General features: G+C 66.5%; 26 protein-coding genes. 14 read left to right on the top strand and 12 right to left on the bottom strand.

The features are described 5' to 3' along the window. Positions 1 to 295: 295 nt before the first annotated feature. Complete coding sequence (locus GGR11_RS11230) at positions 296 to 1,339, bottom strand: MltA domain-containing protein (RefSeq protein WP_246331774.1); 1,044 nt, start codon at positions 1,337 to 1,339, stop codon at positions 296 to 298. Between the two features lie 95 nt (positions 1,340 to 1,434). Further along, positions 1,435 to 2,118: a TIM44-related membrane protein TimA gene (gene timA, locus GGR11_RS11225; protein WP_183197036.1), complete on the bottom strand. Its 684-nt coding sequence runs from the start codon at positions 2,116 to 2,118 to the stop codon at positions 1,435 to 1,437. 147 nt (positions 2,119 to 2,265) lie between these two features. On the opposite strand from timA, the gene secB reads away from it, so the two are divergent. After that, on the top strand, positions 2,266 to 2,790 hold the full coding sequence (gene secB / locus GGR11_RS11220; protein WP_183197034.1) for a protein-export chaperone SecB: 525 nt from the start codon (positions 2,266 to 2,268) through the stop codon (positions 2,788 to 2,790). A 52-nt stretch (positions 2,791 to 2,842) separates the two neighbouring features. On the opposite strand, the gene dnaQ is transcribed toward secB, so the two are convergent. From dnaQ to GGR11_RS11195, 5 genes are read right to left on the bottom strand one after another with little or no spacing between them, the layout of a single operon-like run. Continuing rightward, entirely contained in the window at positions 2,843 to 3,568 is a 726-nt protein-coding gene (gene dnaQ / locus GGR11_RS11215; RefSeq protein WP_183197032.1) for a DNA polymerase III subunit epsilon, read from the bottom strand. A gap of 5 nt (positions 3,569 to 3,573) precedes the next feature. Beyond that, positions 3,574 to 4,224 (bottom strand): dephospho-CoA kinase, encoded by a 651-nt coding sequence (coaE, locus tag GGR11_RS11210; protein WP_183197029.1) that lies wholly within the window; start codon positions 4,222 to 4,224, stop codon positions 3,574 to 3,576. Beyond that, positions 4,221 to 5,051 (bottom strand): shikimate dehydrogenase family protein, encoded by an 831-nt coding sequence (locus GGR11_RS11205; RefSeq protein WP_183197027.1) that lies wholly within the window; start codon positions 5,049 to 5,051, stop codon positions 4,221 to 4,223. Before GGR11_RS11205 ends, coaE begins: the two co-directional genes overlap by 4 nt. Beyond that, on the bottom strand, positions 5,048 to 5,671 hold the full coding sequence (locus tag GGR11_RS11200) for a Maf family protein (RefSeq protein ID WP_343051123.1): 624 nt from the start codon (positions 5,669 to 5,671) through the stop codon (positions 5,048 to 5,050). Before GGR11_RS11200 ends, GGR11_RS11205 begins: the two co-directional genes overlap by 4 nt. Next, positions 5,668 to 6,549 carry a pyruvate, water dikinase regulatory protein gene (locus tag GGR11_RS11195; RefSeq protein ID WP_183197025.1) on the bottom strand — a complete coding sequence of 294 codons (882 nt, stop codon included), beginning with the start codon at positions 6,547 to 6,549 and terminating at the stop codon, positions 5,668 to 5,670. The genes GGR11_RS11200 and GGR11_RS11195 overlap by 4 nt, the downstream gene beginning before the upstream one ends. Positions 6,550 to 6,999: 450 nt before the next feature. Here GGR11_RS11195 and hemE point away from each other — a divergent pair, with 450 nt between their 5' ends. From hemE to GGR11_RS11140, 11 genes are all read left to right on the top strand, one after another. Further along, a complete protein-coding gene (gene hemE / locus GGR11_RS11190) occupies positions 7,000 to 8,058 on the top strand; it encodes a uroporphyrinogen decarboxylase (RefSeq protein WP_183197023.1) in 1,059 nt (352 codons plus the stop codon). Continuing rightward, positions 8,055 to 9,125, top strand: a complete 1,071-nt coding sequence (hemH, locus tag GGR11_RS11185) for a ferrochelatase (protein WP_183197020.1) — start codon at positions 8,055 to 8,057, stop codon at positions 9,123 to 9,125. The genes hemE and hemH overlap by 4 nt, the downstream gene beginning before the upstream one ends. Beyond that, positions 9,112 to 9,582, top strand: a complete 471-nt coding sequence (locus GGR11_RS11180) for a CopD family protein (RefSeq protein ID WP_183197018.1) — start codon at positions 9,112 to 9,114, stop codon at positions 9,580 to 9,582. The genes hemH and GGR11_RS11180 overlap by 14 nt, the downstream gene beginning before the upstream one ends. Before the next feature lie 705 nt (positions 9,583 to 10,287). After that, complete coding sequence (gene rho / locus GGR11_RS11175) at positions 10,288 to 11,733, top strand: transcription termination factor Rho (protein WP_183197016.1); 1,446 nt, start codon at positions 10,288 to 10,290, stop codon at positions 11,731 to 11,733. 40 nt (positions 11,734 to 11,773) lie between these two features. Continuing rightward, on the top strand, positions 11,774 to 11,998 hold the full coding sequence (locus GGR11_RS11170) for a DUF6489 family protein (RefSeq protein ID WP_035308330.1): 225 nt from the start codon (positions 11,774 to 11,776) through the stop codon (positions 11,996 to 11,998). 47 nt (positions 11,999 to 12,045) lie between these two features. Then, a complete protein-coding gene (gene mnmE, locus GGR11_RS11165; RefSeq protein WP_183197833.1) occupies positions 12,046 to 13,353 on the top strand; it encodes a tRNA uridine-5-carboxymethylaminomethyl(34) synthesis GTPase MnmE in 1,308 nt (435 codons plus the stop codon). 104 nt (positions 13,354 to 13,457) lie between these two features. Further along, positions 13,458 to 15,350 carry a tRNA uridine-5-carboxymethylaminomethyl(34) synthesis enzyme MnmG gene (gene mnmG / locus GGR11_RS11160; RefSeq protein WP_183197014.1) on the top strand — a complete coding sequence of 631 codons (1,893 nt, stop codon included), beginning with the start codon at positions 13,458 to 13,460 and terminating at the stop codon, positions 15,348 to 15,350. Next, positions 15,350 to 15,982 carry a 16S rRNA (guanine(527)-N(7))-methyltransferase RsmG gene (gene rsmG, locus GGR11_RS11155; RefSeq protein WP_183197012.1) on the top strand — a complete coding sequence of 211 codons (633 nt, stop codon included), beginning with the start codon at positions 15,350 to 15,352 and terminating at the stop codon, positions 15,980 to 15,982. Before mnmG ends, rsmG begins: the two co-directional genes overlap by 1 nt. Positions 15,983 to 15,986: 4 nt before the next feature. After that, positions 15,987 to 16,784 (top strand): ParA family protein, encoded by a 798-nt coding sequence (locus tag GGR11_RS11150; RefSeq protein WP_183197831.1) that lies wholly within the window; start codon positions 15,987 to 15,989, stop codon positions 16,782 to 16,784. 48 nt (positions 16,785 to 16,832) lie between these two features. Then, positions 16,833 to 17,714 (top strand): ParB/RepB/Spo0J family partition protein, encoded by an 882-nt coding sequence (locus GGR11_RS11145; RefSeq protein ID WP_198004257.1) that lies wholly within the window; start codon positions 16,833 to 16,835, stop codon positions 17,712 to 17,714. Between the two features lie 40 nt (positions 17,715 to 17,754). Further along, positions 17,755 to 17,937 carry a hypothetical protein gene (locus tag GGR11_RS11140; protein WP_035308321.1) on the top strand — a complete coding sequence of 61 codons (183 nt, stop codon included), beginning with the start codon at positions 17,755 to 17,757 and terminating at the stop codon, positions 17,935 to 17,937. A gap of 35 nt (positions 17,938 to 17,972) precedes the next feature. On the opposite strand, the gene holA is transcribed toward GGR11_RS11140, so the two are convergent. The 4 genes from holA to GGR11_RS11120 form a co-directional block, all read right to left on the bottom strand. Continuing rightward, positions 17,973 to 19,025: a DNA polymerase III subunit delta gene (holA, locus tag GGR11_RS11135; RefSeq protein ID WP_183197010.1), complete on the bottom strand. Its 1,053-nt coding sequence runs from the start codon at positions 19,023 to 19,025 to the stop codon at positions 17,973 to 17,975. After that, entirely contained in the window at positions 19,022 to 19,513 is a 492-nt protein-coding gene (gene lptE / locus GGR11_RS11130) for an LPS assembly lipoprotein LptE (protein ID WP_035308316.1), read from the bottom strand. Before lptE ends, holA begins: the two co-directional genes overlap by 4 nt. Next, positions 19,513 to 22,062, bottom strand: coding sequence for a leucine--tRNA ligase (leuS, locus tag GGR11_RS11125; protein WP_183197008.1), 2,550 nt, complete (start codon positions 22,060 to 22,062; stop codon positions 19,513 to 19,515). The genes lptE and leuS overlap by 1 nt, the downstream gene beginning before the upstream one ends. A 160-nt stretch (positions 22,063 to 22,222) precedes the next feature. After that, a complete protein-coding gene (locus GGR11_RS11120; protein ID WP_183197006.1) occupies positions 22,223 to 22,678 on the bottom strand; it encodes a DUF3576 domain-containing protein in 456 nt (151 codons plus the stop codon). A 371-nt stretch (positions 22,679 to 23,049) separates the two neighbouring features. Here GGR11_RS11120 and GGR11_RS11115 point away from each other — a divergent pair, with 371 nt between their 5' ends. Beyond that, on the top strand, positions 23,050 to 23,445 hold the full coding sequence (locus tag GGR11_RS11115) for an NtrZ family periplasmic regulatory protein (protein ID WP_183197004.1): 396 nt from the start codon (positions 23,050 to 23,052) through the stop codon (positions 23,443 to 23,445). Between the two features lie 101 nt (positions 23,446 to 23,546). On the opposite strand, the gene GGR11_RS11110 is transcribed toward GGR11_RS11115, so the two are convergent. Beyond that, positions 23,547 to 24,191: a thiamine phosphate synthase gene (locus tag GGR11_RS11110; protein WP_183197002.1), complete on the bottom strand. Its 645-nt coding sequence runs from the start codon at positions 24,189 to 24,191 to the stop codon at positions 23,547 to 23,549. Between GGR11_RS11110 and GGR11_RS11105 the strand changes: the two genes are divergently transcribed. Then, positions 24,190 to 24,888 (top strand): YggS family pyridoxal phosphate-dependent enzyme, encoded by a 699-nt coding sequence (locus GGR11_RS11105; RefSeq protein ID WP_183197000.1) that lies wholly within the window; start codon positions 24,190 to 24,192, stop codon positions 24,886 to 24,888. The two genes, GGR11_RS11110 and GGR11_RS11105, sit on opposite strands and share 2 nt — an antisense overlap. The last annotated feature ends 60 nt before the right edge of the window (positions 24,889 to 24,948 follow it).

Below are 24,948 nucleotides of genomic sequence, written 5' to 3'. Positions count from 1 at the left end.
AGTCGGAGCCCGGGAGGACGGGGGTCCGAGCCGTGGAAATAGACTCATTCCACGCAATAAAAATGGAGTCTATTTTCGTCTATTCAGGCGCGTGGCCCCGTGCGGTGCGGCCCGTGCGGCGTAGCGATGTCAAAGACCCGGCGACATCCTACACCCGCCCGGACCGGCGCTGAGGTGAAGACGAATTCGCCAAATCAGGCGATTGAAATCGCAGGCTTATATTCTCAAAATTAGGCGCGCTGGACGGCTGCGCGTGCGCTCAAGCCCTCTCCCGGCGGGAGAGGATCTTGCGTGGTCAGCTCTTGGGGACCAGCCGCCACATGTGGAGGGGGTGGCGGACGGTTCCAGCCTCCACGCCTGCGGCGTCGCCCCGGCCCATATAGAGGTCGGCGCGGACCGGGCCGCGAATGGCCGAGCCGGTGTCCAGCGCCATGGCCAGACCGCGATAGGAGGCCGTGGCGCCGCGCAGATTGCCGCCGTCGGCCTCCAGCCAGACCAGTTCGCCATAGCGCCAGTGGGACGGATCGACCGCAATGGCGCGCCGCTCGGTCAGGGGGATGCCCGCCGCACCAGGCGGATGGCCGTTGTCGTCCGGATCGAGGCGGAAGAAGATGTAGCGGGGGTTCAGGGCCATCACCGCCTGGGCTTCATACCCCCTGTGATCGGCCAGCCAGCCGCGAATGGCGTCGCCGGACGTGCCGTTTTCCGGCAGCAGGCCCTGGCGGGCCATCGGTCGGGCGATGCCGACGAAGGTCTTGCCGTTGTCGGCGGCGTAGGCGGCGCGACCGCGCGCGCCGTCCTCAAACGTCAGATAGCCGGAGCCCTGGATCTGGAGAAAGAACAGGTCCTCGGGCCTCATCCAGGCCAGGGCCTGATCGGGGCGAGCCGTGGCTTCGATCGTCGCCCGGTCGCCGGCGTCGCGCGGATCGGCGGGCTTGGGCAGGACGGGGGCCGAGAATTCGGAGTCCGGGACGCGGCGGGCCGGATACTCGGGCGCGAAATAGGAGGTGAGCAGGCCGGGCGCCCCGTCAGGGGTCCGGGCGGGAACAGCGCTGAAGTTCGCCTCGAAAAAGGCCCGCGCGTCGCTGGGCGTCAGGGTGGAAGACATGGCTTGGGCGCGGGCGCAAACCGCCCGCGAAGCGGCGTCGCGCGCGGCGCCGCAGCCTTCGATATAGGCGCGGAAGGCGGCGAGGTGATCCTCGTCGTTCCAGCCCGGCAGGACGGCCGGGCTGAGAGCGTCGGACGGCGTAGGCCGGGGTAGAGGCGCGTCAGGCTTCGGCGAAGGCAGATAGGGTTTAGGCCCCGCCGTTCCCGGCGGGACCGGGACGGTCGGGGTCATGGGACCGGTCGAACAGGCGGCGGCCGCCAGGACCGACGCGAGCGTCGGCGCCCAAGACAAGACCTGCCTGGGCAAGACCTGCCTGGGCGCCGACATCAGGCGTTGGCCGGCTCGACGCGGGCCAGGACCCAGTTCGGATCGGCGGCCCCAAGGGTGCGTTCGAAGGTCCAGTGTTCAGCGGTGCGGCGCTCCTCGACCAGAGGCTCGCCGGTAACGGAATCGGCGGTGTCGCCCGAGGCCTTGGTCACCCGGCTGCGCAGCTCGGCCAGGAAGCGGACCTTGGCCACAGCCTTGTCGCCCTGGACAGTGGCGCCTTCCAGGTCCGCACGGGGCGGGAAGAGGAATTCGACGGTCTCGGTCTCGCCACGCGTCTCACGCGCCGCGATGCCGGCGTCGAAGGAGGCCATGACATTGGGGGTCAGGAGGGGCGTCAGGGCCGCGCGGTCGCCGGCGGCGTAACCGCGCACGATGGTCTCATAGGCCTGACGCGCGCCCTCAACGAAACGATTGGGGTCGAAAGCCGGATCGCGCGCCTTCAGCCCGGCGATAGAGGCGAGGGTCGCGGCGTCCAGGGCCGGGGTTTTGGAGGCCTCGGCCGCAGAGGTCGGCGACGAGGGGAGGACCTTGGCGTCCTCCTGCGGCTGACGGCCGACTCTCTTGCCCAGCACATTATAGAGCTGGAACAGGACGATCGCCGCGATGACGGCGAAAATCACGATCTGGAACTGGACCGGCAAGGGGACTTCCTGACTGTCGGCGCGTGAGCGAGGGTGCGCCATGGAGACGATTACGGGCTCATATAGGACGGCGCAAGGCGGCGCGCGCCCCCTGTCGAGCAAGCGACGTTGCGGCCAAGCGTCTCGGCGTGGTAGTCGCGGCGCCTTATTCCCGGCCCAATCGGCCCTTTTCCGTAATCGAAGACGCCCATGACCGACGCCGCTCCGCCCGCCGACACCAACGCCCCGAACCCGACGCAAGCACAGCCTCAGCAAGGCCAGCCCGCCGGCCCCGGGTTCCGCATCCTGGCGCAGTATGTCCGCGACTTCTCGTTCGAGAACCCGCGCGCGCCGGAATCCCTGCGCATCGACGGCAAGCCGGCCATCGACCTGGGCGTCGAAATGGCGGCTCAGGGCCGTCCGGACGGCCTGTTCGAGCTGGACCTGAAGCTGTCGATCAAGGCCAGCCACGAGAACCAGGCGGTCTTCCACGTCGAGCTGGTGTATGGCGGCCTGTTCCAGCTGGCCAATGTCCAGGAGCAGGATATCGAGCCCCTGCTGCTGATCGAATGCCCGCGCTATCTGTTCCCATTCGCCCGCGAAATCATCGCGCGCGCCACGGCGGACGGCGGCTTCTATCCGCCCTTCATGCTGGACCCGATCGACTTCGCCGCCATCTATATCGCGCGCCAGCAGCAGATCGCCCGGCAGCCGGTCGAAACGGGCCAGGCGTAAAAGAACGAACGAAAATCTCCCTCCCCCTGCGGGGGAGGGAGAATAGGTGCTCTCAGGCCGCTTCTTCCTGAACCTTGACGCCGTAGGCGTCCCACAGGGACCGGTCCTTGAGAACCTCGGCCAGGAAGGCGATGTGAGCGGCCTGTTCCTCCGGGCTCGAACGCGGGGCCAGCGGCTGGGGACGGGGGCCGTAGGCGGCCGTCGGGACGGCGACGCCCGCTGAACGACCCGCGACCGGCGCCGACGATAAGTCCAGCACCCGCTCCTTGCCGCCACGAAGCTCCAGATAGACCTCGGCCAGCAGGCGGGCGTCGATCAGGGCGCCGTGAAGCGTGCGTTCGACCAGCGATACCTTGAACCGCTTGCACAGCGCGTCCAGCGAGTTGGGCATGCCCGGGAACCGGGCCTGAGCCAGTTTCAGTGTGTCGATCCAGCGCGCCTCGCCCGTGATCGGCCGGCCGCACAGCTTGTATTCGAAGTCGATGAAGTTGCGGTCGAAGCCGGCGTTGTGGGCGATCATCGGCGCGTCGCCGATGAATTCGATCAGGTCGTCGGCGATCTCGTGGAATTTGGGGGCGTCCTTCACCTTGTCGTCGGTGATGCCGTGAACCCGGATGGCGTCCGGCGGGATCAGGCGTTCCGGATTGACGAACCGGTGGAAGGTGCGGCCGGTCGGCAGCAGGTCCTGAATTTCAATACAGCCGACCTCGATCAGACGGTCGCCCGTCTTGGGGTCGAAGCCGGTGGTTTCGGTATCCAGAACAATCTCGCGGGCCATGGCCCTTAATGGAATCGTTCGCCGCTTTGCGAAAGACCGGCTTTGGCGTGACGGGGAGATATCCACGCCGGATCCAGCACGGTCTCGACTATGGCGGCGACATCGGCCCGGGCAGGCTCGAGCCCCCGGCCCGTATCGATGATGAAGTCGGCGCGGGCGCGTTTTTCCGGGTCGGGCAGCTGGCGGGCCAGGATGGCCTCGAACCGGTCGCGGGTCATGCCGGGGCGGGCCAGGACGCGTTCCGCCTGGATCGCCGGATCGGCGGTGACCACGACCACGGCGTCCACATGGGCGTCGCCGCCGGTTTCGAACAGCAGGGGGATGTCCAGCACAGCCAGCTTCACCCCCATGGCCCGCGCCGCCGCCAGATCGGCCGCGCGGCCCCGCGTCACCAGAGGATGGACGATGGATTCCAGCCGGCGAAAGGCGGTCTCGTCCCGCCCCAGCGCCTCGGCCAGCCGGGTGCGGTCAACGGCTCCGTCCACGACCACGCCGGGGAAGGCGGCGCCGACCGGTTCGACGGCCGCGCCGCCGGGTGCATAGAGCCGGTGCACGGCGTCGTCGGCGTTCCAGACCACGGCGCCGAGCTCAGCGAACATGGCGGTCGTCGTCGACTTGCCCATGCCGATGGAGCCGGTCAGGCCGAGCAGGATCATGGCGCTTCGCCCAGATGCGCCGTCAGCAGGGCGCGCAGGTCCAGCGGCGGGGGCGGGCGGCGGAACAGGGCCTGGAACGAGGGCGCCGCCTGGCCGATCAGCATGGCCAGTCCGTCCACGGTCGGCAGGCCACGCGCCCGCGCCGCCGTCAGGAAGGGGGTGGCCAGGGGCTTGTAGGTCATGTCCATCATCACCGTGCCGGGGGCGACGGCGGCGAAATCCAGATCCGGTTGGACGCTGAGGGCGTTGATCACCAGGACGGCCCCGTCGAGAGCCTCGGCCGCCGGCATGACCCTGACCGAAGGGCCCAGATCGGCGGCCAGGGCTTCGGCCCGGTCGCGCGACCGATTGACGATCCGAACTTCGGCCCCGGCCTCGATCAGGGCGCCTGAGCCGGCCCGCGCCGCGCCGCCCGCCCCCAGCATGACCACCGATCGACCTGCCAGGGTCAGATCCGGCGCCTGTTCCTTCAGGCCCAGCATCAGGCCGATCCCGTCCGAACTGTCGGCCGACACCCGGCCAGCGTCGAAGGTCAGGATATTGGCCGAGGCTGTCAGCCGGGCCGCCGGGGTCGCCTGATCCGCCAGGGCGAAGGCCTGTTCCTTGAAGGGCGCGGTGACGTTCAGACCCAGGATCAGTCCGGCGCGGCCCGCCGCGACCAGGGCCTCGAACCCCGCCGCATCGGCGGGGGCGAAGGGCGCATAGACGCCGTCCATGTCGCCGGCCGCCAGCCAGGCGTTGTGGATGACGGGGCTGAGCGAATGGGCCACCGGATTGCCGGCGATCCCGGCGACCAGGGCCGCGCCCGTGATGCGATGACGGCTCATGCGGACAGGACCCCCGCCCGGCGCAGCTCGGCCAGGACCGGCCACAGCGGCAGGCCGAGGACGGTGAAATAGTCGCCGTCAATGGCCGCGAACAACTGGGATCCCATGCCCTCGAGCCGGTAGGAGCCGACACAGGCCAGCAGGGCCTCGCCCTCGGCCGCCAGATAGGCGTCGAGGAAGGCGTCGGAAAAGTCACGCATCCGCATCTCGACCGTGTCCACGCCCGACCAGACGATCTCGCCCTTCACCGCCAGGGCGGCGCCGGAATGGAGGTGATGGGTGCGGCCGCGCATGGATTTCAGCCGTTCGCGGGCGGCGTCGAGCGATTTCGCCTTGGAAATCAGCCCGCCGTCGAAGGCCAGGGTCTGATCCGATCCCAGCACCCAGGCGGTTTCGTCATCGCGCGACACGGCCAGGGCCTTGGCCTCAGCGAGCCGCACCGCCAGGCCGGCGGGATCCAGATCGGTCGAGACGGCCTTGATCGCGTCTTCGTCCACGCCGGCGACGCGAACCTCGAACGGAACGCCGGCGTTTTCCAGCATGGCGCGGCGTGCGGCGCTCTTGGACGCCAGGATGAGGGTCTCGCGCCCCCCCGGGCGGGACAGGGATATGTCGCTCACCAGCTTGTCCCGATCTTGTGGTTGCGATGCTCGCTGAGCAGGTTGGTGATGGCGGCGGCCGTTTCCTCCACCGACCGGCGGGTGACGTCGATGGTCGGCCAGCCGCGTCGGGCAAAGGCGCGCTTGGCCTTGATCGTCTCGTCGCGGACGGCGTCCTGATCCGTATAGTTGGAGGACTGGCTGGCGTTCAGATTGTCGATCCGGTTGCGCCGGATCTGGATCAGGCGGTCGGGCGATACAGTCAGGCCGACGACCAGAGGATTCTTCAGCCTCGTCAGTCGCTCGCCGTCCTCCTGTCCAGGCACCAGCGGGACATTGGCGGCGCGGATTCCGCGATGGGCCAGATAGATGCAGGTCGGGGTCTTGGAGGTCCGGCTGACCCCGCACAGGACCACATCGGCGCCTTCCAGCTGTTCGGTCGTGCCCTGGCCGTCGTCATGAGCCATCGCGAAGTCCAGCGCCGCGATCCGGTTGAAATAATCATGATCCAGGGCGTGCTGAGCCCCGACCCGCGTCGACAAGGCCGCGCCCAGATAGCGGGACATGGCCCCGACCAGAGGATCAAGGGCGCCGATCTGGGGCATGTCCAGTCGCCGGCAGCCGTCCTCCAGCTGTTCGCGCAGATGGCGGTCGACCAGGGTGTGCAGAACCACGCCCGGCGCCGCCTCCACCTCCTGCAGCACACGCTCCATCTGCTTCTCCGATCGGACAAGGGCGTAGATATGTTCGATCGGAATGACCCCGTCGAAGCGGGCCGTCACCGCCTTGGCCATCGCGTTCAGGGTCTCTCCGGTCGAATCCGAAACCAGATGAACGTGAAAATAGGTGGCCAGACGGGTGGGGCCGGGTCGGGGGCCGGAAGGTCGCGCGGGGCTCATTCGGTCTGTCGACTCCCTGTTGAAAAATGGGGGACGGCGGGGGACCGTCGGGGCGCCGTTCTCCTTAGCGGCTCATCGACAAGGCGGCGAGCGGGGATGACGGTGGATGGCGCCTTCGGTTCGAGGATGGTTCATCCCAAGGCGGACAACAGGTTTGGGCTTGGCTGTGGAAAATCCTAATGGAAGGTTAACATCGCTTAACCCCGTTCACAGCCCCGGATCCCCGCAAAGCCTTGGGCGTTAAGGTTTCATTAGGGATTGTCCACCGACGGGATAGGGCTGTTCGACATCCCCGGTAAGCCTTGGCGCAGCGTGGATATCCGCTTTTGTTCCGCTGGCGTCGGCCAAACCGTCCCCGCCGTTCCACCGTCCTACCTGCCACTTCGAATCTTTTAATTCTTAATCTGATTAGGGATTGAGAGCGGGGGCCTGTGACCTTAATCGTCCGGCATGACCGATCCGACCCAGAACGCTGTTCAGACTCCCCTGATGATCCGGGCTCTCCGAGGGGAGACGCTGGATCGTCCGCCGGTCTGGTTCATGCGCCAGGCGGGACGGTACCTCCCCGAATACCGACGGCTCCGGGCCGAGGCGCCGGACTTCATCGCCTTCTGTCTGAACCCTGAGATGGCGGCTGAGGCGACGCTTCAGCCGATGCGTCGGTTCGGGTTCGACGCGGCCATCGTCTTCGCCGACATCCTGCTGATCCCGCGCGCCCTGGGCCAGGACGTCTGGTTTGAGACGGGCGAGGGGCCTCGGCTGGGCGAAATGCCGATCCCCGGTCGGATGGCGGAACTGGCCCCGGATGCGGGCGCGCATCTGTCGGCCGTAGGCGAGACCCTGTCGATCGTGCGCAGGGCCCTGGAGCCTGAACGCGCCCTGATCGGTTTCGCCGGCGCGCCTTGGACGGTGGCGACCTATATGCTGGACGGCGAGCACCGAACCATCGGCAAGGGCGAGCGCGCCCAGGCCCGGACCTATGCCTATGCCGACCCCCGCCGGGTGGACGAAACCCTGGAGGTTCTGGTCGAGGCCACGGCGCGGTATCTGAAGATGCAGGCCGACGCCGGCGCCCAGGTGCTGAAGATTTTCGAGAGCTGGGCCGAGGGGCTTCCCGACGACCTGTTCGAAAGATTGGTCCTGAAGCCCCACCAGGCGCTTGTGAAGCGTACCCGGGAGCTCGGTGTCACTGTGCCCCTGATCGGCTTCCCACGGGGCTCTGCGGCGCTTGCAGAGCGGTATGCGCAGGAGGTTGAGGTGGACGCCGTCGCCCTGGACACCGCCTGCCCGCTGGAGGTCGGCAAACGGGTGCAGCAGATCAAGCCGATCCAGGGCGCGCTGGACCCCCTGTTGCTGCGCGCCGGGGGCGAACTTCTGGATCGCCGGGTGGATCAGCTGATGGAGGCCTGGGGCCAGGGGCCGTGGGTGTTCAACCTCGGTCATGGCATATTGCCGGACGTGCCCATCGACCATGTCGAACGGGTTCTGAAGAGGATCGGCGCCCAATGACCGAAACCTCGCAAGGCCGCCGGATCGCGGTGGTGCTGTTCAATCTGGGCGGGCCGGACGATCAGGCCTCGGTGAAGCCCTTCCTGTTCAATCTGTTCAATGATCCGGCCATCATCGGTCTGCCTGGCGTTCTGCGCACGCCCCTGGCCAAGCTGATCTCCAGCCGGCGCGAGACCAGCGCCCAGGCCAACTACGCCCTGATGGGCGGTGGATCGCCGCTGTTGCCCGGTACCCGCCGGCAGGCCGAGGCCCTGGAGGCGGTGCTGAACGCGCGGCTGACCGGGGATGAGGTCCAGGTCTTCATCGCCATGCGCTACTGGCGGCCGTTCACCGATGAGACGGCGGTCGAGGTGGCGGCCTTTGGACCCGACGAGGTGGTTCTGCTGCCGCTCTACCCCCAGTTTTCGACCACGACGACCGAATCCTCGCTGAAAATCTGGAATGAGACCTATGCCGGATCGGGCGTCAGTCGCGCCGTCTGCTGCTATCCCAGCGCTACGGGCTGGGTCGAGGCCCAGGCCCAGGCCATCGGGTCGAAGCTGGACGAAGCCGGCGAGGGGCCGGTGCGGGTCCTGTTCTCAGCCCACGGCATCCCAGAGAAACTGGTCAGCGGCAAGGGCGACCCCTATCAGGAACAGGTCGAGACGACCGTCGCCGCAGTGGTCGCCGCCATTGAACGCGACCGGGGGCCGATCGACCACGCCCTGTGCTACCAGAGCCGGGTCGGGCCGATGAAATGGCTGGGACCGTCCACACCTGACGCCATCGCCCAGGCCGGGGCGGACGGGGTGGGCGTGGTCATCACCCCCATCGCCTTTGTCTCCGAACATATCGAGACCCTGGTGGAGCTGGATATCGAATATGGAGAACTGGCCCACGAAAAAGGGGTAAGTCTCTATCTGCGAGCGCCGGCCGTCGGGATCTCCCCCCCGTTCATCGACGCTCTGGCTGATGCGGCCGTCGGCGCCCTGGGTCGGACGGGCGTCGCCCCGTTCGGTCAGGGCTGCAAGACGGACTGGAAGGCCTGTCCGTATCGCAAAGGAAACACGCGGCATGAACCCCTATGACCTGGCGCGCGGCCTGCATATCCTGGCGGTGATCGCCTGGATGGCGGGGCTGCTGTTCCTGCCGCGCCTCTATGCCTATGACGCGGAACAGAACGCCAAGCCCGAGCCGTTGCGCAGCGAGATGCAGGGGCTGTTACGCCTGTGGCAAACCCGGCTGCTGCGGATCATCGTCAACCCGGCCATGATCCTGGCTTTCGTTTTCGGCGGTTGGTTGCTGTGGCTGCGTAGCGGCGAGGGAGCCGACTGGAGCTTCGCGCATCAGCCATGGATGGTGACCAAGCTCGTTGGAGTCTTCCTGTTGGCCGGCTGGCACGGCTTCCTGGCCGGGCAGAGGAAGAAGATCGCGGCGGGAACCTCGAAATATTCCGGCAAGTTCTGGCGGATGACGAACGAGGTCCCGTTCGTTCTGGCCATCATCATGGTGCTGTCGGTGACGACGGAGTGGACGTTCGGGTGACGGTCGTCCTCCGTCGGTGATTGAAGCCTAACCTCGGCCGTGAGAGGTTTCGCCCATGACATGCGAACTTCTGGCTCTGCTGATGTTTGCGTCCTTTCAGTCGGAGGACGCTGTGAGGCCCCTCTCAGAAGATGCGACTCGACCACAAGGAGAGGTGCGACGCCTCGTTGACAGCGAGGTGGCGACCTATGTCGTCAATCACGGCGTCTATCCGGCCGGGATCATGGGAGAAGTCGGAGAGGCGTTTGGCCCCGATGGAATGGCTTATGGTGCGGGACGAATCCCTCGCCGGGGAAGCTACGGAATCGATGGCGGAAAACTGTGTGTGAGATTCTATGGGCACGAGCAGTGCCGCTTTCTCTATGCCGATGAGGTTGGCGTCGTCTTTTCTTCCATATTGAATCCAGATGGGACTGAAGGGCCGATGTCTGCGCTAGACCCCAACAGGACAAGGATTCATCGCTAGGCTTTCGCTGTCAGAGTTTGGGAAGTGATAGGTTGAGGAACGCCTCCGCTTGACCTGACCTTCCGCCTGTGGTTCCGCTGGCGGTGAACCGTTCGGGCCTTCCGGCGGTCCCTCTCTTTTCGCGACGCCCGCCGGTTCGACCAGCGGGAGCCCGTCGCGCCCCCCTCCGGCCTCACGGCCAGACATTTCCAGAGACCTGACGCCGTGCGGTTCCGTGCGCGCGTTCGCGAGCCTGTATCATGACCGACGTCACCGACAACGACACCCCCGAGACCGAAAACGCCCAGACTGAGAGCTCGGGGGCCGAGGCGCCGACCCATCACGGCGCCGAGCATGAAGCCGGCGAGGCGGCGGGCGCCGATTCCGGCGTGGACACCACGGCGGACGACGAAGAAGAGGATGGCGAGCCCGTCGTCGCCAACGGCCGGATCACTCTGGCCGAGCTGAACGAGAAGACGCCGGCCGACCTGGTCGCCTTCGCCGAACAGCTGGAGGTCGAGAACGCCTCGAACCTGCGCAAGCAGGACCTGCTGTTCGCCATCCTGAAGGCCCTCGCCGACGAGGAAGTCGAGATCATCGCCGATGGGGTTCTGGAGATCCTGCCCGACGGGTTCGGCTTCCTGCGCAGCTCGGACGCCAACTATCTTCCCGGCCCGGACGACGTCTATGTGTCGCCGTCCCAGATCCGTCGCTTCGGCCTGCGGTCGGGCGATACGGTCCATGGCGCGGTGCGGGCGCCGCGCGAAGGCGAGCGCTATTTCGCCCTGTTGAAGGTCGATACGATCAATCTCGAAGACCCCGAGATGGTCAAGACCAAGGTCCTGTTCGACAACCTGACGCCCCTCTATCCCGAAGAGCGGCTGCACATGGAAATCCAGGATCCGACGCTGAAGGACCGCTCGGGCCGGGTCATCGACATCGTCGCGCCCCTGGGCAAGGGCCAGCGCTGCCTGATCGTGGCGCCGCCGCGGGTCGGCAAGACGGTGATGCTGCAGAACATCGCCAAATCGATCGAGAAGAACCATCCGGAAGTCATCCTGATCGTCCTGCTGATCGATGAGCGGCCGGAAGAAGTCACTGATATGCAGCGCACGGTCAAGGGCGAGGTGGTGGCCTCGACCTTCGACGAGCCGGCCACGCGGCACGTCGCCGTCGCCGAAATGGTGATCGAAAAGGCCAAGCGTCTGGTCGAGCACAAGAAGGACGTCGTGATCCTGCTGGACTCCATCACCCGTCTGGGTCGGGCCTATAACGCCACCGTCCCCTCGTCGGGCAAGGTGCTGACCGGCGGCGTCGACGCCAACGCCCTGCAACGGCCCAAGCGCTTCTTCGGCGCCGCGCGGAATGTGGAGCAGGGCGGGTCGCTGACCATCATCGCCACGGCCCTGATCGACACCGGCAGCCGGATGGACGAGGTGATCTTCGAAGAGTTCAAGGGTACCGGCAACTCGGAAATCGTGCTGGACCGCAAGGTGGCCGACAAGCGCATCTTCCCCGCCATCGACGTGCTGAAGTCCGGCACCCGCAAGGAAGATTTGATCACGCCGAAGGACCAGCTGGCCAAGACCTATGTCCTGCGCCGCATCCTGAACCCCATGGGCCCGCAGGACGCGATCGAATTCCTGCTCGACAAGCTGCGTCAGTCGAAGAACAACTCGGACTTCTTCCAGTCGATGAACACCTGATCCGTCTTCGGACGTTTCACGTGAAACAGGAGACGGTTCGATGAAGGTCAATGTCGAAGTGGACTGCACCCCGGCGGAGGCGCGCGCCTTCCTGGGGCTGCCGGACGTCACGCCGCTCAACGACGCCATGGTCGCCGAGATGCAGAAGCGGATGCAGGCCAATGTCGCCGCCATGCAGCCCGATGAATTGATGAAGACCTGGACGAGCTTCGGCCTTCAGGCTCAGGACCAGTTCCGCCGGATGATGGACGCGGCGGTGAAATGAAGAGGCCGCTTCCCTCCCGACCGGAGGGGAGGAGGCATAATCCGATGATGCAAGATACGATCTTCGCCCTCGCGACGCCGCCCGGACGTGGGGCCATCGCCGTCATGCGTCTGTCGGGGCCGCGCGTTGATGCGGCCTTGACGGCGCTTGGCGCCCCTCGATTGAAGCCTCGAATGGCCTCGGTACGAGACCTGGCCTACGCCGGCGACCACATCGATCAGGCCCTGGTGCTTCGTTTCGTCGCGCCTCATTCCTATACCGGCGAGGACTCCGCCGAGCTCCATCTGCATGGCGGTCGAGCGGTCGTGGAAGCGGCCAGCGGCGCCCTGATCGCTCTGGGCGTACGGCCGGCCGAGCCTGGGGAGTTCACCCGCCGCGCCTTCCAGAACGGACGGATGGACCTGGCCCAGGCCGAGGCGGTGGCTGACCTGATCGACGCCGAGACGGCCGCCCAGGCGCGGCAGGCCCTGGGCCAGCTCGACGGGAAGCTCAGCGAGACCTATGCGGGTTTTCGCCGGGATCTGCTCCACGCCCTGGCCTTGGTCGAGGCGGAGATCGATTTTCCGGATGAGGACGTACCCGACAATCTGTCCCGAACCGCCGGACCAGTTCTCGACCGATTGGCCGAGGATTTGCGGCGCGCCGTGGATACGGGGCGACGGGGCGAGCGGGTGCGCGACGGCTATCGCATCGTCCTGATCGGCGAAACCAATGCCGGCAAGTCATCGCTGTTCAACGCTTTGGTCGAACGTGAAGCGGCCATCGTCACACCCATCGCCGGAACGACGCGGGATGTGCTGGACGCCGACCTGGTGATCGGCGGCTATGCCGTGACCCTGTCCGACACGGCGGGCCTGAGAGAGAGCGTTGATCCCGTCGAGGCGGAAGGCGTGCGGCGGGCGCGGATGCGGGCCGAACAGGCGGATCTGCGTCTTTGGGTCAGGGCGCCGGGCGATCCCGATGGCGTGGCGGCGGCCTATGCCAGGCCAGGCGATCTGGTCGTGGCGAACAAGGCTGACCTCGGTGGGTCTGTTCCAAGCGGGGGCTTCGACCGAATCGAGGTCAGCAGCCGCAGTGGGGCGGGTCTGTCGCTTCTGCACGACTGGATTGCGACGCGGCTGGCGCAGGATCTGTCGGGCGCCGATTTTCCGGCGGTTACGCGAGAGCGTCACCGTCTGCGCCTGAACGAGGCCTTGGAGGCTGTGGATGCCGGGCGGCGTGCCTTGGATGCCGGGCCAGAGATGGCCGGTGAGGACCTGCGGCGTGGGGCCGAGGCCCTGTCGCGGGTGACGGGGGCGATCGGGGTCGAAGATATCCTTGGCGAGGTGTTTTCGACCTTCTGCATCGGCAAGTAATACCGGTGTTTCACGTGAAACACCTTAGGTAATACCACCGATCTTCGAACCGGGCGCCGGTCTGTGGTGTAGCGAAAACCGTCCATCTGGACTATGTGGCGAGGATGAACGCCCCCATCGAGATTTCCTACGACGTCGTCGTCATCGGCGGCGGTCACGCCGGTTGTGAAGCCGCTGCCGCTTCAGCCCGTGCTGGCGCGCGGACTCTGTTGCTGACCCAGAAGCTGGAGACCATCGGCGAAATGTCGTGCAATCCCGCCATTGGCGGCCTGGGCAAGGGCCATCTGGTGCGTGAGATTGATGCGTTGGACGGGATCATGGGGCGTCTGGCGGACGTGTCAGGAATCCAGTTCCGCCTCCTGAACCGGTCCAAGGGCGCGGCCGTGCGTGGTCCCCGGAGCCAGATCGATCGCCGTCTGTACCGGGAAGCCATGCAGGCGGAGCTGGCCCGGACGCCGAACCTGAGCCTGATGGCGGGAACGGCTGAGGGTTTGATCCTGGACGGCGATCGCGTGGTCGGCGTGACGACGGGGACCGGGGAGAGGGTGAGGGCAGGGGCCGTGGTCTTGACGACCGGCACCTTCCTGAACGGTGTCATCCACCGGGGCGACGAAAGGATTCCGGCAGGCCGTCATGGCGAGGATCCCTCGACCGGCTTGGCCGCTGATCTTCACGCGGCCGACCTGATGATGGGGCGGCTGAAGACCGGAACACCGGCGCGGCTGGACGGACGAACCATCGCCTGGGACCGGCTGGAGATGCAGCAGGCGGACGAGACGCCGTCCGCCTTTTCCTTCATGACGGACCGGATCGACGTGCCGCAGATCGCTTGCGGCGTTACCCATACGACCGAGGCAACCCATCGCATCATCGCCGAGAACCTGGGCGAGAGCGCAGTCTATGGCGGCAAGCTGTCGGGCCGTGGACCCCGCTATTGCCCGTCGATCGAGGACAAGGTCGTGCGGTTCGCCGACAAGACGAGCCATCAGATCTTCCTGGAACCAGAAGGTCTGGATGATCCCACCGTCTATCCCAACGGTATCTCGACTTCGATGTCGGAACCGACCCAGTTGGCGTTCCTCCGGACCATCCCCGGCCTGGAGGCGGTGGAGGTGTTCCGCTACGGCTACGCCATTGAATACGACTATGTCGATCCACGCGAGCTGAGCCCCGCCCTTGAGGTCAAGAAGCGGCCCGGTCTCTATCTGGCTGGCCAGATCAACGGCACCACGGGATATGAGGAGGCGGCGGCCCAGGGCTTGATGGCCGGCCTGAACGCGGCCCGCACGGCTGGGGGGGATGCGCCGGTGATCCTGGGCCGTGACCAGGCCTATATCGGGGTGATGATCGACGACCTGGTGACGCGGGGGGTGACGGAACCCTATCGGATGTTCACCAGCCGGGCCGAGTACAGGCTGACCCTGAGGGCGGACAACGCCGATCAGCGACTGACGCCGCTGGCAATTGCGCTTGGGATCGTGGGACCTGAGCGCCGGAAGCGTTTTGAGCTTAAGGCCCAAAAACTGTCCGAGGCCGGCATTGTTTCACGTGAAACCCTGTTCACGCCGAAGGAAGCCAACGCCATTGGAATTCCAGTCAACGCGGATGGAAGACGGCGTTCCATGCGGGAACTGTTGGCGTTTCCTGAGGTGACGCTGGATCACTTCATCCAGACCCATCCGGTCGTCGCCACCTGGGACGCCGAGGTGCGCGAGCAGGTGGAAATAGACGCTGGCTACGCCAACTACCTGGACCGGCAATTGATCGACGCCGAGGCCTTGCGAACCGAAGACGGCCTGCTTCTGCCCACTGATCTCGACTATTCCGCCATCGGCAGTCTTTCGAACGAAGTGAAGGAAAAGCTGGCGCGAGTGCAGCCCCGCACCCTCGGCCAGGCGGGGCGGATCGAGGGCATGACGCCTGGCGCTCTCACGGCCCTCCTGGCGCATGTGAAGAGGGCGCCCAGGACCTCGGTCCAGGGAGGGGTGGCGGCCTGATGCTGAATGCCGAAAAGACCGTCTTTCAGGGCAAGGTCGGCGCGACGCCGCAGCAGATGGCGGATCTGGAAGATTTCCGTATCCGGCTGAGCGAAGCCAATTCGGTGATGAACCTGGTCGGCCCGGACAGTCTCCCGGATTTCTGGAATCGCCACGCCTGGGACAGCGCCCAGCTGTTGACCCATGCGCCTGGGGCCCGCACCTGGGCTGATCTCGGCGCTGGGGCGGGGTTCCCGGGCGTGGTTCTGGCTATTCTGCTGAAGGACGCTCCGGGCGCGCACGTCTGGCTAATCGACAGCCTCGGGAAACGGTGTCGGTTCTTGCAGGAGATCGTCGATGTCATGGATCTGCCGGCGACCGTGATCAACGGCCGGGCGGAGGAGCAGACGGTCAAATGCGATATCGTTACCGCTCGTGCGGTCGCCCCGATGGAGCGATTGCTGGGTTATGCACAGCCCTACTTCCAAAGGGGTGCACAAGGTCTGTTCCTGAAGGGGGAGAAGGCCGAATCCGAGTTGATTGAGGCGCGGAAATCCTGGCATCTCGACGCTGAACTGGCCCCGTCGCAAAGCGACCCGCGCGGCCGCATCGTGACAGTCCGGAGTGTTCGACGTGCCCGCCCCAAGCACTAACAAACTGCCTGCCCGCGTCCTCGCCGTGTCCAACCAGAAGGGTGGCGTGGGCAAGACGACCACCGCCATCAACCTCGGCACCGCCCTGGCCGCCATCGGCAAGCGCGTGCTGATCGTGGACATGGACCCCCAGGGCAATGCCTCGACCGGTCTGGGTGTTCCACGTGAAACACGCCGCGTCACCATCTATGACGTGGTTGTCGATCAGCGCTCGGTCGATGATGCTGCCGTGCAGACGACGGTGCCTGGGCTATGGATCGTGCCGGCAGACGCCGACATGTCCGGGGTCGAGATCGAATTGAGCCAGGCAGACCGCCGCTCCTATCGCCTGCGTGACGCCTTGCGAGCGCATGACGACGGCCCTACCGCGTATGACTATGTGCTGATCGACTGCCCCCCTTCGCTGAATTTGCTGACCCTGAACGCCATGGCGGCGGCGGATGCGGTTCTGGTGCCGCTCCAGTGCGAATTCTTCGCTCTGGAGGGGTTGAGCCAGCTGATGCGGACCATCGACATGGTCAAGCAAAGCCTGAACCCCGCCCTTGAAATCCAGGGTCTGGTCCTGACCATGTATGACCGCCGCAGCGCCCTGTCGGGCCAGGTGGCCAATGACGTACGGGCCCATTTCGGCGACAAGGTCTATGACAGCGTCATCCCCCGCAACGTCCGGGTGGCGGAGGCGCCGTCCTTCGGCAAGCCGGCCCTGATCTATGACCTGAAATGCGCGGGCAGCCAGGCCTATCTACGCCTGGCCAAGGAAGTGGTGAAGCGCGAACGCCAGCGGCTGAAGCTGGCCGCCTGATCCCGACCGACCGGTACACGAGTTTAAAAGAAGAAACGGAACAGTATCTTGGCTGAACGACAAAGAGGTCTTGGACGGGGTCTGTCGGCCCTGATGGGCGAGGCTGTCGAGGCGCCGACGGCGGCGGGCGCGACCCTGCCTTCGGGCGTTCAACGCGTGCCGATCGAGAGCCTCAAGCCCAATCCTGATCAACCGCGCAAGATCTTCACCCAGGAACATCTGGAAGAACTGACGGCGTCGATCCGCGACAAGGGCGTGCTGCAACCCATTCTGGTCCGGTCGCAGCCTGGCGAGGACGGGGTCTGGCAGATCATCGCCGGTGAGCGCCGCTGGCGTGCGTCCCAGGCCGCTCGGCTGACCGAGGTGCCGATCGTCGTCCACGAAATGGACGACGTCGAGGTGTTCGAAGTCGCCATCATCGAGAACGTCCAGCGCGCAGACCTGAACCCGCTGGAAGAGGCCGACGCCTATCGCGTGTTGATGGAACGGTTCGGTCGCACCCAGGACCAGGTGGCGGGCATCGTCGGCAAGAGCCGCAGCCACATCGCCAACACCCTGCGGCTGCTGCAGTTGCCGGAGGAAGTGCTCTGGTACGTCCGAAACGGCAAGCTGACCGCCGGTCACGCCCGCGCCCTGATCACCGCGCCCCACGCCGCCGCCCTGGCTGAGCAGGCCTACAATGAAGGGCTGAACGTGCGTCAGGTCGAGGCCCTGGCGCGGCGCGCGGCGGAAGGCCCCAAGCCGGTCAAGCCCAAGCCCGCAGAGGGCGGGGAGGGGGCGGCCGATGTCGCCGCCCTGCAACAGGATCTGGCCGACGCACTGGGCCTGAATGTCCAGCTGAACGACCGCAGCGGCAAGGGCGAACTGACGATCCGTTACGGCTCGCTGGAACAGTTGGACGACCTTTGCCGGCGGCTGATGCGCGCCTGAGACGCCAGACTCATCGCTGAGGACGTGCTAGGATCAACCCATGACCGACGAAACCGCCCCCTCCGCCGCCGACAAACTGAAACAGGCCCTGGCCGCCAAGAAGGCCAAGGCAGGTCATGGCTTTAACGCCCAGGTCGGCGCCAAGGCTGAGGAAAAGAGCGTCTCGGCGCGGAATGTCGCCATGGCCCAACCGGCCTTCCGAAAGGCTTCGAAGCGGGGCTAGGCTTCGTTTCCTCCCGTTTCGTGGGAGGAAGGACGTCAAAGACCGAGCCTGCGCGCGCGGCCGGCGATTTCCAGCAGCAGGCGTTCGGCGATCAATTGATCCGGCATTCCGGTCGTCTTGGTGGCGACGTCGGCGGTGTTGATGCTGTCCAGCACCTCGTCCAGCGCCTCCAGCCGCCAGGCCCGGGCCTGGCGCAGCATTTCCGCCTCCTGCTTCCAGAAGACCCCAGCCGCCTTGGCCGCCTCCTTGGCGTTTGCGCCATTGGCTTGCAGGATATTGATCCGGCGCAGCCTTCCTAGGTGCAGGGCGGCGGACCGCACGGCCAGGACCGAGGATTCACCCTCGGCGAAGGCGCGCCTCAGACCCGACTGGGCGGGGCCGGGCCGGGCGCCGAAAGCCTGAAGCGCGGCATCGGACAGTGAGGCGTCGGGCTCGACGCCCAGATGCTGCTCCAGTTCTTCGACATCGATGGTCCGGCTCGAGCCGGGACCGATGAACAGGGCCAGGCGCTCGATCTCCTGGCGCATCAGGCCCCGCTCGCGCGGCAGTCGGCCGACAAACCGGTCCAGGGCGTCGGCGGTCAGGCCTACCTTGTCGACGGCCAGAGCCTCACGCGTCATGCGGGCGACGTCGCCGGTCTCGTCCTCGTAGCAGACGATGCCGACGGCTCCGGCCTCCTTCTCCGCCGTCTTGCGCAGGGCGGAGTCGCGGCCCAGCTGGTCGGCCTCGACCACCAGCATGGCGTCGGGATTATAGCCGCCCTCGGCATGGATCTTGACGGCGGCGGCGACCGCCTTGTCCACGCCGGGTTTCAGCGCCGACAGACGAATTCGCACCAGACGACGCCCGCCCATCAGGGACATGGCCGTCAGGGCCTCCTCCAGCTTGCTTTCGTCGCTGTCGATGTCGCTGTCGGTCAGGACGGTGACGTTGAAGGGATCATTCAGGTCCGGCGTGATCGCGCGGCACAGGACCTCGGCCCGTTCGGCGACGCCGGACCGGTCCTTGCCGTGGATCACCGCCGCCCGGACAGCCGGATCGGGCGCCTTCAGAAAGCGATCGATCTCTGGGCGTTTGGCGAGGATCACCGGTTCGACAGCGCCTGCATGAGGTCCAGTCGGATCAGGCGGGCCAGTTCCGCCGCGGCGCGCTCTTCGCCGTCCTGCTGGGCGGCGATGGCGGCATAGGGCTGGTCGGCGGTCGCATAGGTGGTGGTGACGGTCTCCACACCGGTTACGGGGGTTCCGCCCGCCGCCGGGGTCAGGGTCCAGGCCGCCTTGACCGTCAGTTCATAGCGGGTGGCTGTGTCGTCGATCCGGCGGCCCAGCGAGCGGCGGCTCTGTTCGACCTGTGTCGTCAGGCGATACAGGGGCGTAGCCGACTGATCCCAGGCCAGGGCGTCTTCCAGCTGTTCGCGCAGACGATAGCCCAGACGGTCGTCCTGAGTGGATACGGCGATCCGGCGCAGGGACGACCCCATGGCCGGCTCGGCGTAGATCGGGGTGAAGCCGCAGGCCGAGACCGCCAGGGACGCCCCCAACACCGTCAGAGCCGCAAAGGCCGCCGCGCCCCGCATCAGCCGGCCACCAGATTGACGATCCGGTCCTTGACCACGACGATCTTCTTCACGTTCAAACCCTCCAGCCGCGCCTGCACGGTTTCGTCGGCCAGAACCAGGGCCTCGACCTCGGCGGGCTCCATGCCGCGCGGCACGCGGATTTCCGCGCGACGCTTGCCGTTGATCTGGATGGGCAGGACCACCTCGTCGTCGGCCGCGAGCGCAGCGTCCCACACGGGCCACGGCGCGTCCAGAACCATCCCGTCCTCGCCCAGCTGGGTCCAGCATTCTTCGGCCAGGTGCGGGGTGAAGGGGGCGATCAGGCGGGCCAGGGCCGACAGGGCCTGGCGTCTGGCGTCGCCGCCGGCTTGGGCGCTGTCGCGGACGGTGGCGACGAAGGCGTACAGTTTGGCGATGGCCGAGTTGAAGCGGAAGCCCTCGACCCCTTCGGACACGGCCTTGATCGCCTTGTGCGTCTCGCGCAGCAGCTCGGCGTTGGCCTTGTCCTCGCCCGCGAAGCCCGCGTCATAGGCGTCAAACAGGTTCCAGGTCCGTTGCACGAACCGGCTGGCGCCCTCGACCCCGCCGGGGGTCCATTGCACGTCCCGCTCGGGCGGGCTGTCGGACAGGACGAACAGACGGCCGGCGTCCACGCCGTGGCTCTCCAGAATCTCCTGAGGCGCGACGACGTTCTTCTTGGACTTGGACATCTTCTCGATGTCGCCGATGACCAGGGTCTCGCCGGTCGACAGCTGGCGCGCGGAGCGGACGCCGTTGTCATTGCTCAGTTCCACGTCGGTCGGCTCGACCCACTGGCCGTTCTCGCGACGATAGGTTTCGTGAACCACCATCCCTTGAGTGAACAGGCCGGCGAACGGCTCCTTCACCGACAGCATGCCGGCGTCGGACAGGGCGCGGGTGATGAAACGGGCGTACAGCAGGTGCAGCACCGCGTGCTCGACCCCGCCGATATACTGGTCCACCGCCAGCCAGCGGTTCGCGGCCTCGGTATTGATCGGCTCGGCCGCGGTCGGGTCGGTGAAACGGGCGAAATACCAGCTGGAGTCGACGAAGGTGTCGAGCGTGTCGGTCTCGCGCGTCGCATCCTGGCCGCAGGACGGGCATTTGACGTGTTTCCAGGTCGGATGGCGATCCAGCGGATTGCCCGGCACATCGAATGTGACATCGTCAGGCAGGACCACCGGCAGCTGGTCGGCGGGAACCTCCACCGGCCCGCAGGACGGGCAGTGGATGATCGGGATCGGGCAACCCCAATACCGCTGGCGCGAAACGCCCCAGTCGCGCAGGCGATAGATGGTCGCGCCCTGGCCCGTGCCCGCCGCCTCGACGCGGCGGACCGCCTCGGCCTTGGCGGTCTCGATGTCCAGGCCGTCCAGGAAGTCGGAATGGAAGATGGAGCCAGGGCCGGTATAGGCCTCGTCGCCCACGGGGAAGTCATCGCCGGCGCCTTCGGGACGGACCACCGGGATCACCGGCAGGCCGTATTTGCGGGCGAAGTCCAGGTCGCGCTGGTCGTGGGCCGGGCAGGCGAAGATGGCGCCCGTACCGTATTCCGACAGGATGAAGTTGGCGATCCAGACGGGGATTTCCGCCCCCGTAAAGGGATGGACGGCCTTCAGGCCCGTGTCCCAGCCGATCTTTTCGGCCTGGTCGATGTCGGCCTGGGACGTGCCGCCGGCACGGCATTTGGCGACGAAGTCAGCGACGGCCGGGTCGGCCTCCGCCAGGGCCTTGGCGATGGGATGGTCCGGCGCGATGCCCATGAAGGACGCGCCATACAGCGTGTCCGGGCGGGTGGTGTAGATTTCCAGACCGTCAGGCGAAGCCGCCGGCGCTTCGCCTGCCCATTTCCAGGTCATCTGCAGGCCCTTGGAGCGACCGATCCAGTTCTCCTGCATCAGCCGGACCTTCTCGGGCCAGCGGTCCAGGGTCTTCAGCCCGTCGATCAGGTCGTCGGCATAGTCGGTGATGCGCAGGAACCACTGGTTCAGCTTGCGCTTCTCCACCACGGCGCCCGAACGCCAGCCGCGCCCGTCGATCACCTGTTCATTGGCCAGGACGGTGTTGTCGACCGGGTCCCAGTTGACCACGCCGTCCTTGCGATAGACCAGGCCGCGCCGATACAGGGCCAGGAACCAGGCCTGCTGCTTGCCGTAGTATTCCGGGTCGCAGGTCGCGAACTCGCGCGACCAGTCCAGCGACAGGCCCAGCAGCTTCAGCTGCTCGCGCATCTGGGCGATATTGTCGTAGGTCCAGCCCTTGGGGTGGATGCCGCGCTCCATGGCCGCGTTCTCGGCCGGCATGCCGAAGGCGTCCCAGCCCATCGGGTGCAGAACGTCGTAACCCTGGGCGCGCTTGGACCGCGCCACGACGTCGCCCATCACATAGTTGCGGGCGTGGCCCATGTGGATGTTCCCCGACGGATAGGGAAACATTTCAAGCACATAGTATTTCGGCCTGCCGGTGTCCTTCGTCACGAAGGCGGAGGCGTCCGCCCAGCGGGCCTGTTGGCGGGGTTCGGCGGTCTTGGGTTCGTAACGGGCCACGGTCGTCCTGAAGTCAAAAGGGCGCTGCCGCCCTCCGTGCTCAACTAGCCCGAAGGACGACAGCGCCCAAGAAAAATGCGTTCTCGTCGCCTCAACGACGACCGAACTCAGACCAATCGGCGCTCAACTAGCCCGAAGGGCGGTAGCGCCAACCAGAAAGTCAGCCTGCGTTAGACAGGTTCAGTTGGCGCGCCTTGGTCAGAATGGCGTTTTCCAGGTCCGCCTCGGTCTGGGCGGCGACCGGAGCGGCGGTCCATTGACCGTCCGCGCCCTTCACTTCCTTGGTCACCGTGACGTTCAGCGCGTCGGCGCGCAGACGGGTGTCCAGGATGAAGACAGTCGCCTTGAAGCGCTCGTTCGGCGTCTGGGGGTTGGTGTACCAGTCGTAGTTGATCACGCCGCCCCACGGATCAGCAGTCAGCAACGGCATGAAGCTGAGGGTGTCGAGCGAGGCGCGCCACAGATAGCCGTTGACGCCGATGCCTTGCTGCACGTTCGTCTTGGGGGCCTTCTTGTCGCCGCCGCCGACAAAGGGGATGCTCGAGCAGGCGCTCAGGGCGACGCCCGAGACCAGGGCGATGGCGACGCCGCGAACCAGGGCCTTGTTGAGGCTCATCAAGGAAGTCTCCGTAAACTCAGGGACGTGAAGGCCCTCGCCCACACGCGCGCAGGGGACCGCGCGTAGGTTCGCGCCGCTGCGTGGCTCTATAACACGGGCAAAAGGGGCGATGACAAGGCGAAGTGCAGCCCTGCGCCGATACGAGTTGCGCCGTTCCGTGACAGATCGCTGACAGCAACCCCTCTTTTGGCTCGAATCCCGTGACGCTTGAGCCACATCGCACTGCAACAATGCAGCGGAACCCCGACATCCGGACCACGTTGCGTTGACCGGGCGGACCCCCGGTGTCTAATCGCGGCGTCCACGACCATATTAGGGTCGGTTCAGGGTAGGGACGTCCAAAATCAAGGACGTTCGAAGGGTTCAGAATGCGTTTCGGCGGTTTCTCGGCTGTTATTTTTGCGACGATGGCCCTTGCCGTCGCTGCGCCGGCGCTTGCCCAGAACGCTGCGACGACGCGCGCGCCCAGCGTCACCTTGTCCGAAGCCCAGGCCGCCCAGCGCAACGCCCCGTCACAACAACGACGTGGCCTGCGCCTGAACGACAAGGGTCGGTGGGGTCTCGATTTCAATCTGAACCAACCGGTTGGGCGCGAGACCGACTGGGGCGATGTCGAGGCCGGCGCCTATTACCGCCTGAACGACCGTCTGCGCGTCGGCGCCGCCGCCGCTGTGGCATCTCGGGAAGCTGACCCGGCCCGCGCGCCTGAAACCAATGGCCGCACCCAGCCCCGCGTGCGGCTCGAGACCATCTTCAACTTCTGATTCGTGATCGACGCTTCACGGCGTCGACGCCAGTCTTCCGCCTTGGCCACGCCTTGCGGGTCAGACTGGCCGATGGTTTACGGATCGTCGAGACGAGCGTCTCAACGGAAGGCGGATTGGATCGCCTCCACCCCCGCCAGCCCGCACGCTCCCGCTCCGATCAGGGACGCGACATTGTCCGGCTTGATCCCACCCAGAGCATAGACCGGAAGATCGACATTCTGGCTCCAACGCCTGAATTCGGCGACGCCCAGGGCGGGTTTGACCGCTGAGGCCCCGCCGGCCGGAAACACCGGCGACAGCACCAGGGCGTTCAGACCTTCGGTCAGGGGCCGGCCCCCATGCCAGGCGGCGGTCAGCAGCCAATCGGGGTGAGCCTGACCCACGGATCGCGCCCGCCCCGCCTCGCGTTCAGGCAGATGCAGCCCGTCCGCCTCCAAGGTCTCCGCCAGATCGGCGTCTCGCCCGATCAGAAGCTTCACACCGGCGCCCAGCGTCGCTTCTCGCAACCGCCGTCCCGTCTCGACGGCGTCGGCCGCCCCGAAAGCGCGATAGACCACCGCAGATCCCGCCGGCAGCAGGGCCGCCGTCTCCCAAGGTCGGGGCGTGCGGCCCGGGTCGGTGAAGAACAGCAAGGGCGGCAAACCGGCGGCGCGCGGGCTGACAGCGGCGGCGGCGCGGTTTAGAGCGGTCGCCGCATCCCAGAGCGCGCGCGCATCGTCGCTGTAACCAGCCGGCAGGATCATGACCTCTTCTTCCCCCGCTTCGCCCGCCCCGTCCATCGCCGAAAGGGTCGCCGCCGTCCGCGCTCGAATCGGCGCCGCCTGTCACGCCGCCGGGCGAGATCCCGCCGCCGTCACCCTGACCGCCGTCTCCAAGACCCAGCCGGACGAGGCCATCGACGCCATCCTGGCCACGGGCCAAAGGGTTTTCGGCGAGAACCGGGTGCAGGAGGCGCAGGGGCGCTGGACCGAACGACGGTCGGACCTTGCCGGCTTGGAGTTGCGGTTGATCGGCCCTCTGCAGACCAACAAGGCCGAGGACGCCGTCGCCCTGTTCGATGTGATCGAGACCCTGGACCGCGAAAAACTGGCACGCGCCCTGGCCGAGGCGGCGCAGAAACGCGGCCGATCGCCGCGCTTTCTGGTTCAGGTCAACACCGGCGCCGAGCCGCAGAAAGCGGGAGTCCCACCCGAGGCCGCTGACGCCCTGATCGAGACGGCGCGACGGATCTACGGCCTGACGGTCGAGGGTCTGATGTGCATTCCCCCAGCGGATCAGGCGGCCGAATCCCATTTTGTCCTGTTGCGCGACATGGCCGAACGCAACGGCCTTTCGGTCCTGTCGATGGGAATGAGCGGCGACTATGAGGCCGCGATCCGCTACGGCGCGACCCATGTAAGAGTGGGAACGGCGTTGTTCGGGGAACGAAATCGTCCTTAAACCGCCTCTAGGCCGTAACCCGACGTGAATTCGCACCCCCAAGCCTTGGCGCGGGGGCCA

The sequence above is a fragment of the Brevundimonas mediterranea genome, assembly GCF_014196125.1.
GTDB classification, from domain to species: Bacteria; Pseudomonadota; Alphaproteobacteria; order Caulobacterales; family Caulobacteraceae; genus Brevundimonas; species Brevundimonas mediterranea.
This window is presented reverse-complemented; position numbering and strand designations above follow the sequence as displayed.